13 protein-coding genes are annotated in these 14,650 nt (G+C 54.1%); 2 read left to right on the top strand and 11 right to left on the bottom strand.

Annotated elements, in window-relative coordinates:
• Positions 1-17: 17 nt before the first annotated feature.
• From adhE to AC0LWT_RS04370, 9 genes are all read right to left on the bottom strand, one after another.
• Positions 18-2,627, bottom strand: coding sequence for a bifunctional acetaldehyde-CoA/alcohol dehydrogenase (adhE, locus tag AC0LWT_RS04410; RefSeq protein WP_474680000.1), 2,610 nt, complete (start codon positions 2,625-2,627; stop codon positions 18-20).
• A 236-nt stretch (positions 2,628-2,863) separates the two neighbouring features.
• On the bottom strand, positions 2,864-4,528 hold the full coding sequence (locus tag AC0LWT_RS04405; protein ID WP_474679999.1) for a cbb3-type cytochrome c oxidase subunit I: 1,665 nt from the start codon (positions 4,526-4,528) through the stop codon (positions 2,864-2,866).
• A 35-nt stretch (positions 4,529-4,563) separates the two neighbouring features.
• Positions 4,564-5,034: a cytochrome c oxidase subunit II gene (locus tag AC0LWT_RS04400; protein ID WP_474679998.1), complete on the bottom strand. Its 471-nt coding sequence runs from the start codon at positions 5,032-5,034 to the stop codon at positions 4,564-4,566.
• Positions 5,035-5,055: 21 nt separating this feature from the next.
• Positions 5,056-5,181 (bottom strand): cytochrome c oxidase subunit 2A, encoded by a 126-nt coding sequence (locus tag AC0LWT_RS04395; RefSeq protein ID WP_474679997.1) that lies wholly within the window; start codon positions 5,179-5,181, stop codon positions 5,056-5,058.
• A gap of 120 nt (positions 5,182-5,301) precedes the next feature.
• On the bottom strand, positions 5,302-5,907 hold the full coding sequence (gene mobA, locus AC0LWT_RS04390) for a molybdenum cofactor guanylyltransferase (RefSeq protein ID WP_474679996.1): 606 nt from the start codon (positions 5,905-5,907) through the stop codon (positions 5,302-5,304).
• Positions 5,908-6,147: 240 nt separating this feature from the next.
• Positions 6,148-6,672: a chromate transporter gene (locus AC0LWT_RS04385; protein ID WP_474679995.1), complete on the bottom strand. Its 525-nt coding sequence runs from the start codon at positions 6,670-6,672 to the stop codon at positions 6,148-6,150.
• An 18-nt stretch (positions 6,673-6,690) separates the two neighbouring features.
• The gene (locus tag AC0LWT_RS04380; protein ID WP_474680254.1) at positions 6,691-7,326 is read right to left on the bottom strand and encodes a chromate transporter; all 636 of its coding nucleotides are present in this window, start codon (positions 7,324-7,326) and stop codon (positions 6,691-6,693) included.
• Between the two features lie 941 nt (positions 7,327-8,267).
• Positions 8,268-8,903, bottom strand: a complete 636-nt coding sequence (locus tag AC0LWT_RS04375) for an FMN-dependent NADH-azoreductase (protein ID WP_474679994.1) — start codon at positions 8,901-8,903, stop codon at positions 8,268-8,270.
• A 136-nt stretch (positions 8,904-9,039) separates the two neighbouring features.
• The gene (locus AC0LWT_RS04370) at positions 9,040-9,138 is read right to left on the bottom strand and encodes a YjcZ family sporulation protein (protein WP_474679993.1); all 99 of its coding nucleotides are present in this window, start codon (positions 9,136-9,138) and stop codon (positions 9,040-9,042) included.
• 188 nt (positions 9,139-9,326) lie between these two features.
• Here AC0LWT_RS04370 and AC0LWT_RS04365 point away from each other — a divergent pair, with 188 nt between their 5' ends.
• Complete coding sequence (locus tag AC0LWT_RS04365) at positions 9,327-10,256, top strand: polysaccharide deacetylase family protein (protein WP_474679992.1); 930 nt, start codon at positions 9,327-9,329, stop codon at positions 10,254-10,256.
• 95 nt (positions 10,257-10,351) lie between these two features.
• On the opposite strand, the gene AC0LWT_RS04360 is transcribed toward AC0LWT_RS04365, so the two are convergent.
• Positions 10,352-10,834, bottom strand: coding sequence for a YhcN/YlaJ family sporulation lipoprotein (locus AC0LWT_RS04360; RefSeq protein WP_474679991.1), 483 nt, complete (start codon positions 10,832-10,834; stop codon positions 10,352-10,354).
• Between the two features lie 208 nt (positions 10,835-11,042).
• Here AC0LWT_RS04360 and AC0LWT_RS04355 point away from each other — a divergent pair, with 208 nt between their 5' ends.
• Positions 11,043-11,750 carry a polysaccharide deacetylase family protein gene (locus AC0LWT_RS04355; protein ID WP_474680253.1) on the top strand — a complete coding sequence of 236 codons (708 nt, stop codon included), beginning with the start codon at positions 11,043-11,045 and terminating at the stop codon, positions 11,748-11,750.
• A 140-nt stretch (positions 11,751-11,890) separates the two neighbouring features.
• Here AC0LWT_RS04355 and AC0LWT_RS04350 read toward each other — a convergent pair whose 3' ends face one another.
• Positions 11,891-14,560: a family 78 glycoside hydrolase catalytic domain gene (locus tag AC0LWT_RS04350; RefSeq protein ID WP_474679990.1), complete on the bottom strand. Its 2,670-nt coding sequence runs from the start codon at positions 14,558-14,560 to the stop codon at positions 11,891-11,893.
• Between the last annotated feature and the right edge of the window lie 90 nt (positions 14,561-14,650).

Below are 14,650 nucleotides of genomic sequence, written 5' to 3'. Positions count from 1 at the left end.
TCAATTGGTATTAACGGTTATTCAAATTTGCCGTAGAACGCTTTGCGGTACACGTCGGCAAGCTCCGTCACCAGCGGCATCCGCGGGTTGGCCGTCGTGCATTGGTCCTCAAAAGCCCGGTCGGCCAAGTAGTCGACGCGCGATTCGAACTGTTGGGCGTCGAATCCGAGATCCTGGAATTTCTCCGGAATGCCGAGCGATTTGTTCAGCTTGCGGATCGCATCGATCAGGCTGTTCACGCCTTCTTCCGTCGTTTTGGCCGGAAGTCCGAGCATCCGCGCGATTTCGGCGTAGCGCTGATCGGCGACGAAATGATCGTATTTCGGGAACGATGCGAACTTCGTCGGCTTCTGCGCATTGTAGCGGATCACGTGCGGCATCAGGATCGCATTGGTGCGGCCGTGAGCCGTATGGTATTCGCCGCCCCACTTGTGCGCCAGGCTGTGGTTGATGCCGAGGAAGGCGTTGGCAAAAGCCATGCCGGCAATCGTCGAGGCGTTGTGCATTTTTTCGCGGGCGACCGGATCGCCGGTAGCGAACGATTTTTCAAGATTTTGGAACACGAGCTGGACCGCCTTCATCGCCAGGCCATCGGAATAATCGTTAGCCATCACCGATACGTAAGCTTCGATCGCATGCGTCAGCACGTCCATGCCCGTATCGGCCACCGCCGTTTTCGGCAGGCTGTACACGTAGTCCGGGTCGATGATCGCCACGTCCGGCGTCAGTTCATAATCGGCCAACGGATATTTCGTATTGCCTTTCGCCTTGTCGGTAATGACCGCGAACGAGGTTACTTCCGAACCGGTGCCCGACGTTGTCGGAATCGCCACGAACTTCGCCTTGTTGCCAAGCCGCGGATATTTGTACACGCGTTTGCGGATGTCCAGGAACTTTTGCTTCAGCGCATCGAAGCTCGTATCCGGGTATTCGTAGAACAGCCACATCGCCTTGGCCGCATCCATCGGCGAGCCGCCGCCGAGCGCAATGATGCAGTCCGGCTGGAAGGAAGCCATTACCTGTCTGCCGCGTTCCACGGTATCCACGGACGGATCCGGCTCTACGTCGGAGAACACTTCGATGTAGACAGGCAGTTGGCGTTTGCGCAAATAGTATTCGACACGCTCCACATAGCCGAGTTTGACCATCATCGGGTCCGTCACGATCATGACCCGGGAGATGTCGGGCATTTTTTCCAGGTACTGCGTCGCGCCCTTTTCAAAGTAAACTTTAGGCGGAATTTTGAACCACTGCATATTGACGGTGCGGTAGGCGACCCGTTTGACGTTGATCAGATTGACCGCGCTGACGTTGGAGGTCGTCGAGTTGTGGCCGTACGAACCGCATCCGAGCGTCAGTGACGGCAGGTTCGTGTTGTAAATGTCGCCGATCGCGCCGTGCGTCGACGGCGAGTTGACAATAACGCGCCCCGTCTGCAGCTTCGCGGAGAACGCGCCGATCACATCGGCATTCTGCGAATGAATGACGGAGGAATGGCCCATGCCGCCGAAGCGAACCACTTCCGCCGCCCGTTCGATGCCCTGCTCCGCCGTTTTCACTTTGTAGCAGGCCAGCACAGGGCTGAGCTTCTCGGCGGACAGCGGGTAAGCTTCGCCGACGCCGGCCAGCTCGGCGACGAGAATTTTCGTCGATGCCGGCACTTTGATGCCCGCCATCTCGGCGATTTTGACCGCCGATTGGCCGACGATGACGGCGTTGACCGCGCATTTTTCACTGTTGATCACAAGCTTGGATACGGCTTCGGTCTCTTCCTTGTTCAGGAAATAGCAGCCCTGGTCGATCATCAGCTTTTTCGCCTCGGCGTAGATCGCCTCTTCGAGAATGACCGCCTGCTCGGAAGCGCAAATCATGCCGTTGTCGAACGTTTTGGACAAAATCAGATCATTGATCGCCTGCGGCAGGTTCGCCGTCTTCTCAATGAAGCACGGCACGTTGCCGGGTCCGACCCCGAGCGCCGGCTTGCCTGTGCTGTAGGCGGCTTTGACCATCGAAGATCCGCCCGTCGCAAGCACGAGCGCCACATCGGGATGGTTCATGAGCAGCCCTGTCGCTTCCAGGGACGGGTACTGCACCCACTGGATGCAGTTGTCGGGAGCGCCTGCGGCGACCGCGGCTTCCAGCAAAGTTCTGGCCGCCGCTGCGCTCGATTGCTGAGCGGACGGATGGAAGGCGAAGATGATCGGATTGCGCGTTTTGATCGCGATTAAAGCTTTGAACATCGTGGTGGAAGTCGGATTCGTCACTGGCGTAACGCCGGCGATAATGCCCACAGGCTCCGCCACCATCCGGTAGCTTTCATAGACGTTTTCCTCGATGACGCCGACGGTTTTGTTGTTCTTGATGCTGTGGTAGATGTACTCGGTCGCGAACAGGTTTTTCGTGATTTTGTCCTCGTACACGCCGCGCCCGGTCTCATCGACGGCCATCTTGGCCAGTACCATGTGCCGGTCGATGCCGGCCAGCGCCATTTGCTGAACGATGGCGTCAACCTGCTCCTGGTTCAGCTCGAGGAAAGCTTGCTGCGCTTTCTTCGCTTTTGCCACCAGTTGGTTCACTTCGTCTTTTGCGGAAATTTGTACGTTTACTTGGCTCTCTTTAACTGCCATCTTCTTCCACTCCTTTATATGATCAATAATGGGTGAATAACCTAATGTTGTGTTTGTTTCTACACAAAGAGTACCGCTTTTGGAGGGCTGCAACTATGAGAAAAATCACAAATGAAGCTTCGCAGGCGGCTATATTCGTGAAGATATTGTGAATTATTTCACAATATCTTTGGAGAGAAAAGGCATTCCCCGGCTGACAAGCCGAAATGCCTTCTCTTTTCCTGCATCACCTGTCGTTACCAGGTAATAAATCCTTTGGAACCCGGTGCCGGATTCGTCACCATATCCATCAGCGGCAGCGTATAAGCGATGAGGATCAGCGCGGCTGACAAGCCGATCCACACGCCCCACCGCTCCAAATAAGCAGGGGTCGCTTCCGCCTGCTCCATCGGCTCGCCGATCGGATACTCCGTCTCCCCCCGGGGCGCGCGAAGCAGCGCGAATACGTTGTACACCATCATCAGCACCGCGATGAACAAAATCGTTCCGCCGATCGCCATCCATACGTAATAGGATGTCCAGCCTGCCGCGTCCGCATGATTTTCATAAGTGGTGTACGCGGTTCTTCTCGGAGCCCCGAACAGGCCCACTATATGCATCGCACCGGACATAAAGAACATGCCTATGCACCAGATAACCGTTTGAATCAAGCCAAGTTTGTTCATCCGCGGGGTCAGCACGCGCCCCGTCACTGCCGGAAGCAGCCAGTACGCAATGCCGAAAAACGTCAGCGCCACGCTCGTCGCAACCGTCAAATGAAAATGCCCCGTCACCCACAGCGTATTATGAACGACCGCATTCATCTGGTTGCTCGCATTAATCAAGCCGCCCGCCCCTGCCGGTATAAAGATCAGCATGCCCATGAACGGCGCGAAAAAACGCACATCCTTCCAAGGCATCACCTTGACCCACCCGAACAAGCCCGTAGCCCCTTTGGCCCGCCCGTTCAATTCGAATGTGGCGAACAGGGAGAACGCCGTCATCAGCGACGGAACCACGACCATAAAGGTCAGCACGACCTGCAAATATTTCCAGAAAGGGCTGATGCCCGGCTCCATCAATTGATGGTGAAAGCCTACCGGAATCGAGAACAGCAGCAGCAAAATGAACGACAACCGCGCCAAAGCGTCGCTGTAAATTTTGCCGCCGATAATTTTCGGAATGATCACGTACCAGCACATGTAGGCCGGCATCAGCCAGAAATAGACGAGCGGATGTCCGAAATACCAGAACAGCGTGCGGCTCAGCATGACGTTAATCGTCTCCACCCAGCCGAACGACCACGGTATGAGCTGGATCAACACTTCGGCGGCTACGCCCAGCGTGGCGATTTGCCACATGAGAAAAGTGACGACGGACATGAAGGCGAACAGTGGAGATATCTCGCCCCGATTCGTTCTTTTCCAGTACTTGTACTGATAAAACACGCCCCAGCCGCTGATCCAGCTCCCGACAACGACCAAAGCCAATGCGATGTAAAAATACGGAGAAGCTTTGAGCGGCGCGTAAAACGTGTAAAGCACGCTGGCTTTGCCCGCCAAAACCATCGCGACCCCAATGGCCGTGCCGGCCGTCATTAAGGCGAAGCCCGCCCACCCCATGCGGCGCACAATCGGCAGCAGCTTGCCTCCAAGCGTATAAGAAATGCCCGAATAGAGGAAGCCGATAATAAAATAAGTCGTAAAAATGAGCGCCATCAATACCCCATGGGCCGTCAGCAGCTCGTAATAGCCGATTCCGTACGGCAGCTTGACCGTCCCGCTGCGGACCATGCTCTGCAGCAGCCCGGCGATGCCGCCGATCAGCAAAGCGATGAACGCCACGATGATGTGCGCGACGACGAGCTTCCCGTCTTTCAGATCGAATTTCGTGCCGTTTCCGTGCAAATGCGCTACTTTCATGACCATTGCCACCCCCTTTTGCTTGCGTCCCGAATTCATTTGACGATAATCGTCGTTTTCATAAATTCATGCGCCCCGCCGCAGTATTCGTTGCACAGGATGAGGTACTCGCCCGGCTTTGTGAACGTATGGCTCACATGGCTGACCTCGCCGGGCACGATCATCATGTTCACGTTTGTGCCGGGAATTTCAAATCCGTGCACGACATCCTGGGTTGCCACGATAAAATTGATTTTCGCACCGACGGGCACCTCCATTTTGTCCGGAGCATACCCGAACGTGAACGCCGTCATCACAGCTTCGTACTCGTTGTCCCCGATTTTGCGGAGTCCGGGATTGTCAAAAGGAGCCGTTTCCTTCAGCTTGGCCGGATCGATCTGGTGATGGTGCTCGCTCGGGGGCTTGACGCCCATGGCAAAAGCGGACACGCCCAGCACGCCGAGAAACACGAACAGCATAGAGATGCCAATGGTCAACCAAATTTTTTCAAGCTTGTGAATATGCATGGCGATCCACCCTTCACATTTCTAGTTTCTGGAAATAAACAATAAATAAACGGCAACCCAGCTTGCAATCAAAAACGCGCCCAGCAGCAGTACGGCGGCAAACGTTCCATTCAAAACCGGTTCGGCCTTTTCCTTATTGTTATCCATGTCATCTTCCCCTCCATTTGTGGTCCAGCCTCTCATTACCTACATTTTAGTGTCCTTGATCCCCGCCCTCTGTGATATCGGTCACAACAACATCGAGCAAATATGAACAATCCGTTACCTTTACGTTTGGGGGACGGCCATGCGCTGCAAAGCTTCGTAATCGGCAGACGTCTTGATGCTGGCGACGAAATTCAATCCCACATCGCGCTCCTGCAAATAGCGGTCATCCAGCTCCCCCCAAAAAATGTGGTTGAGCAGCGCCGACATTCTCGTCTCCCCCCGCTGCAGCAGGCCGACGATCGCCTCCTTGCACTTGCGGTCATAAATGCCGTGAAGCGGATACAACCCTCCGGCAACCAAAGGCACGACGGCGTCAAAGCCGTCCTTTTTCCGCTCCCACAGCAGCTCCGCCGCCTTGCAGGAAAGAAACGGCATGTCGCAGCCGACAACCCACACGGACGAATGTTTGGCCAGAGACAAAGCCGCATGCATGCCGACGAGCGGACCCTGAGCCTTGTAGTAGTCCGTTATGATCCGAACCGAGCGGTCGAGCATGGGCAGGAAAGGCCGGACATCGTTCGTTACGACAATCAGCTCATCGCACAGTGGCTTCATCATTCTCATTTGTCGAATAATCAGCGGCTCGCCTGCAAAAGGAAGCAGCGCTTTCAGCTCCCCTTTCATCCGGCGGCCCGCTCCGCCTGCCAAAATGACTCCGGTCAGCATCTCCCTCACTCCCTTGCTATGTTAAAATGGGTTACGATATCTCAACTTTAGAACAGCGAAACCGTATTGTAAGTGAAAAAGATCACAGTTGCCACAGCAAACAGGGCTGCCCCATCGGCAGCTTTTGCTGCCAGTGGTTCAGCCCTGGTGAAGTCGGTCGGGTCGGTCTTCGGTCTTCGGTCAACATGTTGTTTCGCCATGAATTGGCGAATGGCCAAAGCGCCAGTTAGCTGGCTGGCATCAGAACAGGATGATGCCTGCCAGTCCGGAAGCGACGATGACCATGAACGGATGCATGTTATGCTTCAGCACGCCGTAAATGCAGCCTGCGCAAATGAGCAGCGTGGCGAACGTCGACCACGTCAGGCCCATACGCGCATTCAAGCCGAAATGCAGCGCGGCGTAGACGATCAGGCCGGTTACTACCGGCCTTAATCCGTAGAAGGACGATTTGACCCAGCGGTGCTCGTGCATTTTTTGAAAAAAAGCCGCCAGCAGGATAATAATAAGCAGCGACGGGAACACGATGCCCAGCGTCGACGCAATAGCCCCCGCCAAACCCTCCGCGTGATAGCCGACAAGTGTCGCGGTATTGGTCGCGATCGGGCCCGGGGCCATGCCGGCCAATGTAACGATTTCCTGAAAATGGGCGCTGTCCGCCCAGCCGTACTTCGTAGCCTCATTCTGAATTAGCGGAATGACTGCATAGCCGCCGCCAAAGGAGATGCAGCCGATTTTGAAAAATGTGAAAAATAACTGCCACATCCCAGTTCACCTCTATGGCTAAATGTAGTATTCGGGAAACATGATTTCCGGCTTCGGATCGGGAGCGCTCGCTTTCTCGAACGGCGCGCTGACTCCGAGCATGGACTTGATTTTCACGGCAAGCACGCCAGCGATAATCCCAACCGCAATGATAAGTAAAGGATGAATAGGCGTTGCGATCAAAAGCCCTAGCGAAACGACTGCAACCGTAGCGGTCGTTTTATCGATCAGCGACGATTTGGCCATTCTATAGGCTGCAATCAATATAAGTGCGATAATTGCCGCGTGAATGCCTTTCAAGGCAGCTTCAACTTTTGGAAATGCGCTGAACAAAGAGTACATCGAGCTCAAAGCGAACACGATGACAACCGGCGGAAGCGTAATGCCGAGCACCGCCATAACCGCGCCGCCGACCCCGGAGAGCCTGTAGCCGATAAAAGCCGCTGAGTTGACGCCCACTCCCCCCGGCGCGGAACCGGCGATGGAAATCAGATCGCTCATGTCCGACTCCTTGAGCCAATTGCGCTTCTTGACGATCTCCCTTTCAATGATCGGGATCATCGCATAGCCGCCACCGAAGGTCGAAGGGCCGATTCGGCAAAACACCCAAAATATGCTCACCAGCATGGAAATCCGCTGCAACTGTTGTTTCATCACGATGTCACCTTCCTTAGCGTACAACCTTATTACATTCATTATAGCACCTTTATTCCATTTTGGAATGAAGATATCATCCAAAATCGATTCACGTTTGTTTATCGCCTTAATTATTTCTGCTTATAAGGAATTATACCCGCCTATTTATTTCAATTTGAATTAAAGTCGACTATTCAGGGTTGTTTTACAGGTTTGCATGAAATATAGGAGCTGTCCCAAAAGTGTTCATATCGTACGGGATAAAAAATCGAGCAAAAGGACCTCAAAATCCACTACCAAGTGGAGAATGAGGTCCTTTCTTTAGGTGAAATTTCAAGGCAAAGCGGGGCACAGCCGCTCTTTCCCAAACCACACCTATCCCTGCATAGGTTGGGGAGCTGAAGGGGGGGGGACGAGGCAGCATGTGCTTGGCTGGAGAAAACCTGCATAAGTGCAGGCTTTTTTCATAAAAAAGGCTCATTTTGGCGAAAAGCCTGCGATTGTGCAGGAATTTTCGGTGTAAATGAGCCTGAGTCCTTGTTCGCGGCGAAAAGCCTGCACATTTGCAGGAATTTGTCGTGGTCAGCGCATTCATCGGGCAAAAACTGTATTTTTGCAGGCTTTTTTGCGTGGTTAGGCAGATTGTGCGACCGGCTCAGTTGGGTGGGTTGCAGGCGTTTCAGCGCTTCACTCGGACGGGTTCGGGGTGACGTCCACAGCGTCATGAGAGTTTTCGCTGGTTTTTCGGGCTGCCGAGCCCGCGAGCCTAGCCGCCTCCGCTTCGCAACCGCCGAGCCGCCGAAAATCCCTCCCCTTCCCGTGGTCGACCGGCGCCGTCATGCAGCGCAGCACCGTGCACTGGGAGCTGCGCGCGGCGCGACGGCCCTGCGCCAAGCAGCAAAAAGCCCGGCTTGCCCGCACGAGGCTGAGCTTGCCGGGATATTTTTGCCGCTGCGGGGTCAAAACGTTTTTGCCAGCTCCCGGGCGCGGCCGATCGCTTCTTCTTTAATCTGCTGGGCTTTATCGGCGAACTGATTATGCCCCTCTACAAATAGCCCCTGGAAATCCTTGATCCCGAAAAAGGACATAATAATGCTCAAATACCGGTGGCCCATTTCCATGTCCGCTGCCGGGCCTTCCGAATAGATGCCGCCCCGCGCCTGGATATGGAGCGCTTTTTTGTCCGTCAGCAGGCCTACCGGGCCGTTTTCCGTATAATTAAACGTTTTTCCGGCCGTGCAGATCGCATCGATGTAAGCTTTCAAAATCGGCGGGAACGAAAAATTCCACATGGGCGTTACGAATATATACTTATCGGCAGCGACAAACTGATCCGTCAGCTCGGACAGGCGGCTCACTTTCGCTTGCTCTTCGCCGCTCAATTCGGCAAACTGCCGGCCGCCGCGCAGTTTGCCCCAACCGCTGAAGACATCTGCGTCAATGTGAGGAACGTTTATTTTGTACAAGTCAAGATGGGTAATTTCGTCGCCGGGGCGGGCGTCCCGATACGCGTCTACGAATGCTTTTCCGACTGCCATGCTGTATGAAGTTTGATGATCGTGGGGGTGCGCCGTAATGTGCAGAACTTTAGCCAATATTCACAGCCCTTTCTCTCTTATGATTTCAATTCATATATATTGTTTATAGAAAAAGGGCGGAATATTCGCGCCACGCATTGAAAAACACAAAAAAACAGCCCGGAGGCTTGCGCTTGCCGGACTGCCTTTTCAGCTAAATTACTACGGAAAAAGTTGTCAAGACAATGACCAGAAGAATAAAGAGAACCAAAATTATCGCTGTGCTTGTAGGAAAGCCGCATACTCCAAACATTCCGCTTCACTCCCTTCTATCAGGCTATATTTATTTTATGTGCATGAATATGGATGGACATGGACAGCTTTCCATAGGCCGCGCACAAGAATTGCGATTTGTATGTTTGACCTTTACATAAATTAGCTGTCATTAAGCAGATAATGAGTAAGATGGCCGACAGCAAATGAAAAGGAGTACTTGGCAAAATGTTCAGAATCAAAATGCTTTTCAGCCTGACACTCATCCTGCTGCCCATATTGTCGGGTTTCTCGGCTCCGGCTGTTGAACCTGATCCTGTGCTGAGCCGGATTATGAATGAGGCTCCGGCGAAACGGATTCCCCCGACCGATGCCAGAATCGACCACGTATTCAGGGCTATACCGGGCTATAACGGTCTCGAAGTCGATATTGAAAAAACGTATGAATTAAACAAAAATATAGATCCCGGAAACCCGATTCGCTATGTGTATCAGGAGATTCCCCCTGCCGTAAATCTGGAACAACTCGGAGCGGAGCCGATTTACCGCGGAAATCCCCAAAAGCCGATGGTCGCTTTCATGATCAACGTCGCGTGGGGAAATGAATTTATTCCCCGGATGCTCGAAACGCTTAACAAGCATCATGTGAAAGCGACGTTTTTCCTCGACGGCTCCTGGCTCAAAAAGAACATGGACACAGCCAGGCATATAGCGAGCTATGGCCATGAGCTTTCCAACCATGCCTATTCCCATAAAAATATGAGCCAGCTTAGCGACAGTCAGGCCTGGACGGAAATCGCGAGAACCGAAAAACTGCTGCAGGACGGGCTGCAGGTTAAAAACCGCTGGTTCGCTCCGCCATCCGGCGATTTCAACCGGAATACGGTGGAAGTCGCTTGGCGGCTGAAGCTGAACACCGTTTTGTGGACGCTCGATACGATCGACTGGAAAAAACCGAACCCGCAATCCGTCATTCAAAAAGTAGCCGCCAAAGCGAATAACGGATACCTGATTTTGATGCATCCGACTGAGTCGTCCAGCTTGGCCCTCGAAGGCATGATTATGTCCCTCAAGCGCAAAGGATTACAGCTCGGAACCGTAAGCGATGTCCTGTCGCCAAAGCGCGTCACCGGCGGCGAACCCGGTACGGGCAGCTGACCATTGCAGATGCGGCAAGCGCAGAAAGGGCTGTCCCTAGGCCATTATTGATGGCTTTTGAGACAGCCCCCGGATATCGGGTCAAGCAGCTTTGATCAATGCGCGGTCGGGAAAATCCGCGCCACCATTTGCGAGAACTCATCAACAAATCCGGTGACAGGTCTTCCTTGCGCTACGTCCGATACGTATCTGTTGACTCTGTTCACAAACTCGGGATTTGTGGATACGTACACGTTCTGAATGTTCGGGTCTGTCGATCGAACCTGGTTCGCAATCAGGTCCTCAAGCTGCCGTGACATCCCGTTCGTGTGTACGGATGCTGCCACATAGGCGTTCCGCTTGGTTACCAGGACGTTGGCCGCTCTTACGCCGTTCAACCGGACGATTTTGTCCGCCGCATGGTTGGCGATTGCGACGCGGTTATCCGGTGCCGCCGACGGTATCGGCTGCGCCTGCTGCATATGGGTCGCTTGCTGTCTGACCTGATTCGCCGATTTGTTCGCCGTGCAGCCTGCGGCGGTGAACACCGATAGCGAAATGGCCGCCAAAGCTATGCCTTTGGATGCTCGGGTTAACATTTTGACCGCTCCTTTATTTGTTTTTGTCTTTCTCAATGGCTGTTACCTTACTAGCATCCAAAAAGATCGCGCTTTCTATGCAGCAAAAAAAAACATGGAAACTAATGGAATACCTAGAATACCGGGAAAATGGCAACTCTAAATGTGGTTACATTGGAGGAGGGGTAATGTGCGAATTTTTTGCAGCACGGTTCTTACATCTGTTTTAATGGCTGCGTTGTTCTTTCATGCCCAGGAGGCGCCGCAAAGCAAAAATCGAAAATATTACGAAACACGGGGCGAAGTGGTCTGGGAAGTGCCTACGGACGAAAAAATAATAGCGCTGACTTTTGACGACGGACCCGATCCCGCCGATACGCCGGTTATTCTGGACCTGCTGAAGCAGTACGGGGCAAAGGCAACTTTTTTCGTAGTCGGCAATAAGGTTGTAAAGTCGCCGGAACTAGTGAAACGGGAGCTTGCGGAAGGGCATGAAATCGCGAATCATACGTTCAGCCATCGTTATTTTAATAAAAGAGTGCCGGAGGAGAGCGTTCGGAAGGAGCTTTTTCAAGCGGAAAAAGTGATTATGGATGCAACGGGAAGAAAGCCGAATTTATTCCGTCCTCCGGGAGGCTTTTACAGCGAAAACGTAGTGAATGCTTCGAAAAAAGCCGGCTACCTTGTCGTGATGTGGTCCTGGCACCAGGATACGGGGGATTGGAACACGCCGGGCGTGGGCAAAATCGTCAGCAAAGTTTTAAATAACGCGCGAAACGGCGATATTATTCTTTTCCATGACTATGTCGAAGGACAAACCCAGACGATAGAAGCGCTCAAGCAAATCCTTCCCAGCCTCAAGGAAAAAGGCTTCCGGTTTGTGACGGTGTCCGATCTGCTGACTTTCCGGAAATCGACAGCCGTAGAGGAGCACTAGGAGTCTGTCCGATGAACCACGTAGAAAGGAATGCGCAAAAGTAACTCCGTCGGACAGACTCCTGGCAAAGCGAATCGGCAAAATGACAAAGAAGCCCCGGTAACTAGACCGAGGCTTCTGCCGGATATGGTGCTGTTTTGTTAATGGTTGGATTCGTACTCGAACCGGTAGCTGCCCGAGCCGAGCCGCAGGACGAATCCGTCTTCGTTTTGAACGGCGTCATGCACGCCTTCGGCCTGCGAAGCCGGCTTGCCGCTTTCCAAAATTTCGCCAGATTTGTTAACCGGCAAAATCACTTCAGCCGTCGTATTCGCCGGAATGACCGCCGTCAGCTCGATCGTGCCGCCGTCTTTTTTCACCCACGCTACTTTGACGTCTCCGTACATGGATCGCAGGGAAGCCTCTGCGCTGGATAGCTGTTCGCCTATATGCGGTTTGATGCGCAGCGCTTTATAGCCGGGCTCGGAATCCGCTTTGTCGATGCCGGCCACAACCCGGTACAGCCAGTCTCCCACCGCGCCGTAGGCATAGTGATTGTAAGAGTTCATTTTGTCGCTCCAGAACGAGCCGTCCGGCTTCGTGCTGTCCCAATGCTCCCAGATCGTCGTCGCTCCTTGGGTAACCGGATACAGCCAGGACGGGTATTCCTTCTGCCAAACTAGCCGGTAAGCGAGGTCCGTATAGCCGAACCGGGTCAGCACATGGCACAGATATGGCGTGCCTACGAAGCCTGTCGTCAAATGCGTTCCGTTGTCCTCGATATGCTGGGCGAGCATCCGGGCCGTCCGCGCCTGGTCTTTTTCCTCCAGCAGGTCGAACATCAGCGCAAGCAGGTATGCCGTTTGCGTCGGAGCGGCGACGCGCCCGTTCGGAGTTACGAACTCCCGGCGGAAAGCTTGGTTGACCTTCGCCTGCAGCTCCGCATACGCTTCCGCTTCCTCGCGTTTGCCCAGCACTTGCGCGGTTTTGGCAAGCAGTCCCGTCGAGTACGAATAGAACGCCGTGGCGATCAAATCTTTGGGCGTCGCTCCGATGTAGCTGCCCTCTTTCGCATCCAGCCCCAGCCAATCGCCGAAGTGAGAGCCCGTGTTCCATAGAAACTCGTCTTCCCCTTGCGCGCGGATGTATTCGACCCAAGCTTTCATGCTCGGGTACTGCGTCTCCAGCACGCGCGTATCTCCGTAGCATTCGTAGATCGTCCACGGGCAGATGACGGCCGCATCACCCCAGGCCGCGGAGTTGTAGCCCGCCGTAGGAATGTCGGGTATGACGTGCGGCACACCGCCGTCCGGCTGCTGGTCGGCCGCCAAATCTTTCAGCCATTTCTCAAAGAACGGCGCCACATTCATGTTGAACGCCGCGGTGCGAATGAAAACCTGCGCATCCCCCGTCCAGCCGAGCCGTTCGTCGCGCTGCGGGCAGTCGGTCGGCACATCGAGGAAATTGCCTTTTTGCCCCCAGACGATGTTGCTCTGGAGCCGGTTGATCCATTCATCCGAGCAATTGAAGCTGCCCGTAGGCTCCAGATCCGTATGAATGACGCACCCGACAAAACGGCCCGCCAATTGCTCCGGCGCAATCCCTTCCACCGATACATAACGGAATCCCTGGAAGGAGAACGAAGGCTCGTAAACCGCAGGGCCGTTTCCACGGCTGATATACGTAATCGTCTGCAGGGCGGAACGCAGGTTGTCCGTATAAAAATTCCCTTCGCGGTCAAGCACTTCCGCATGCCGTAAAGTAATCGCCGTTCCCTCTTCCGCATCTACGGTAAAACGCATCCAGCCCACCATGTTTTGTCCGAGGTCAAGCACTGTCTCGCCGCGCGGCGTCGTAATCATCCCGATCGGTTCCAGCGTCTGGATCCGGCGCGTCGGCTCGTTCTCCTGCGCAACCAGCACAGCCTTGGAATAATCGTACCGGGCAACCGGCAGCCACTCCGCATCCGAAAAACCGGGCAAGTCCCATCCGTCCTGCTCCAGTCTGGCATCGTACAAATCTCCGTGATACAGCTCGGACATGCGGAGAGGGCCGTCGTTTCCTTTCCAGGTTTCATCCGAGCAGATCACTTCCTCCGTTCCGTCGGCATACTCGATATGAAGCTGTACAAGCAGCGCCCGTTCGGCCCCGTAGTATTCGCTTTTGCCCTCCCAGGCCAAATTTCCTTTGTACCAGCCGCTGCCCAGCATCGCGCCGATCACGTTCCCGCCTTCGGACAACAGCGCGGTCACGTCGAACGTTTGGTACTGCAGCCGCTTCGTATAGCTCGTCCAGCCCGGATTGAACAAAGTGTCGTCGGCCGCCTGGCCGTTGACGAACAAACGGTACAAGCCGAGCGAAGTCGCATATGCCCGGGCGGACTTTACAGGGCCCGAAAGGGTCACTTCTTTTCGCAAATACGGAATCGGCTCTACGCCTTGATCGCCGACGGGAAGCCGCAGCGTAATCCAGTCCGCCTGCCACTCCTCCTGCGTCAAAAGCGCGGTTTCCCAGTACGCCGCGCCGCTCCAGTCGGAAACCGCATCCGCGCCGTCCCACACACGTACCCGGTAGTAGTAGCGAGTGCGCGAAGCTAAAGCGGGCCCGGCGTATTCGATATGAATGCTGGAACCGCTTTCTACCTTGCCGGTATCCCACAATAACGGCTCCAGAAAGTCTTCTTCAACCGATACTTGAAGATGGTAAGCCGTCTGGATGAAAGCCCGCGCCGCGGAATCGATTTTCCAGCTCAGTCTGGGCTTCCGGTCATCGGTTCCGAGCGGATTTTGCTTGTAATTGCACCGTAAATCATAAACGTTAAACTGCGCCATCTGTTTCGCTCCTCCTAAAATTTCAGTTCGTTGATATGTCTGATTGTACGTTCAGCGCGGCGATAATTATACTTTCGTTCTTGACAATTC

The organism is Paenibacillus sp. sgz302164, assembly GCF_056120505.1.
The sequence above is the reverse complement of the archived record's forward strand: the minus strand, read 5'-3'. Positions and strand labels throughout refer to the sequence as shown.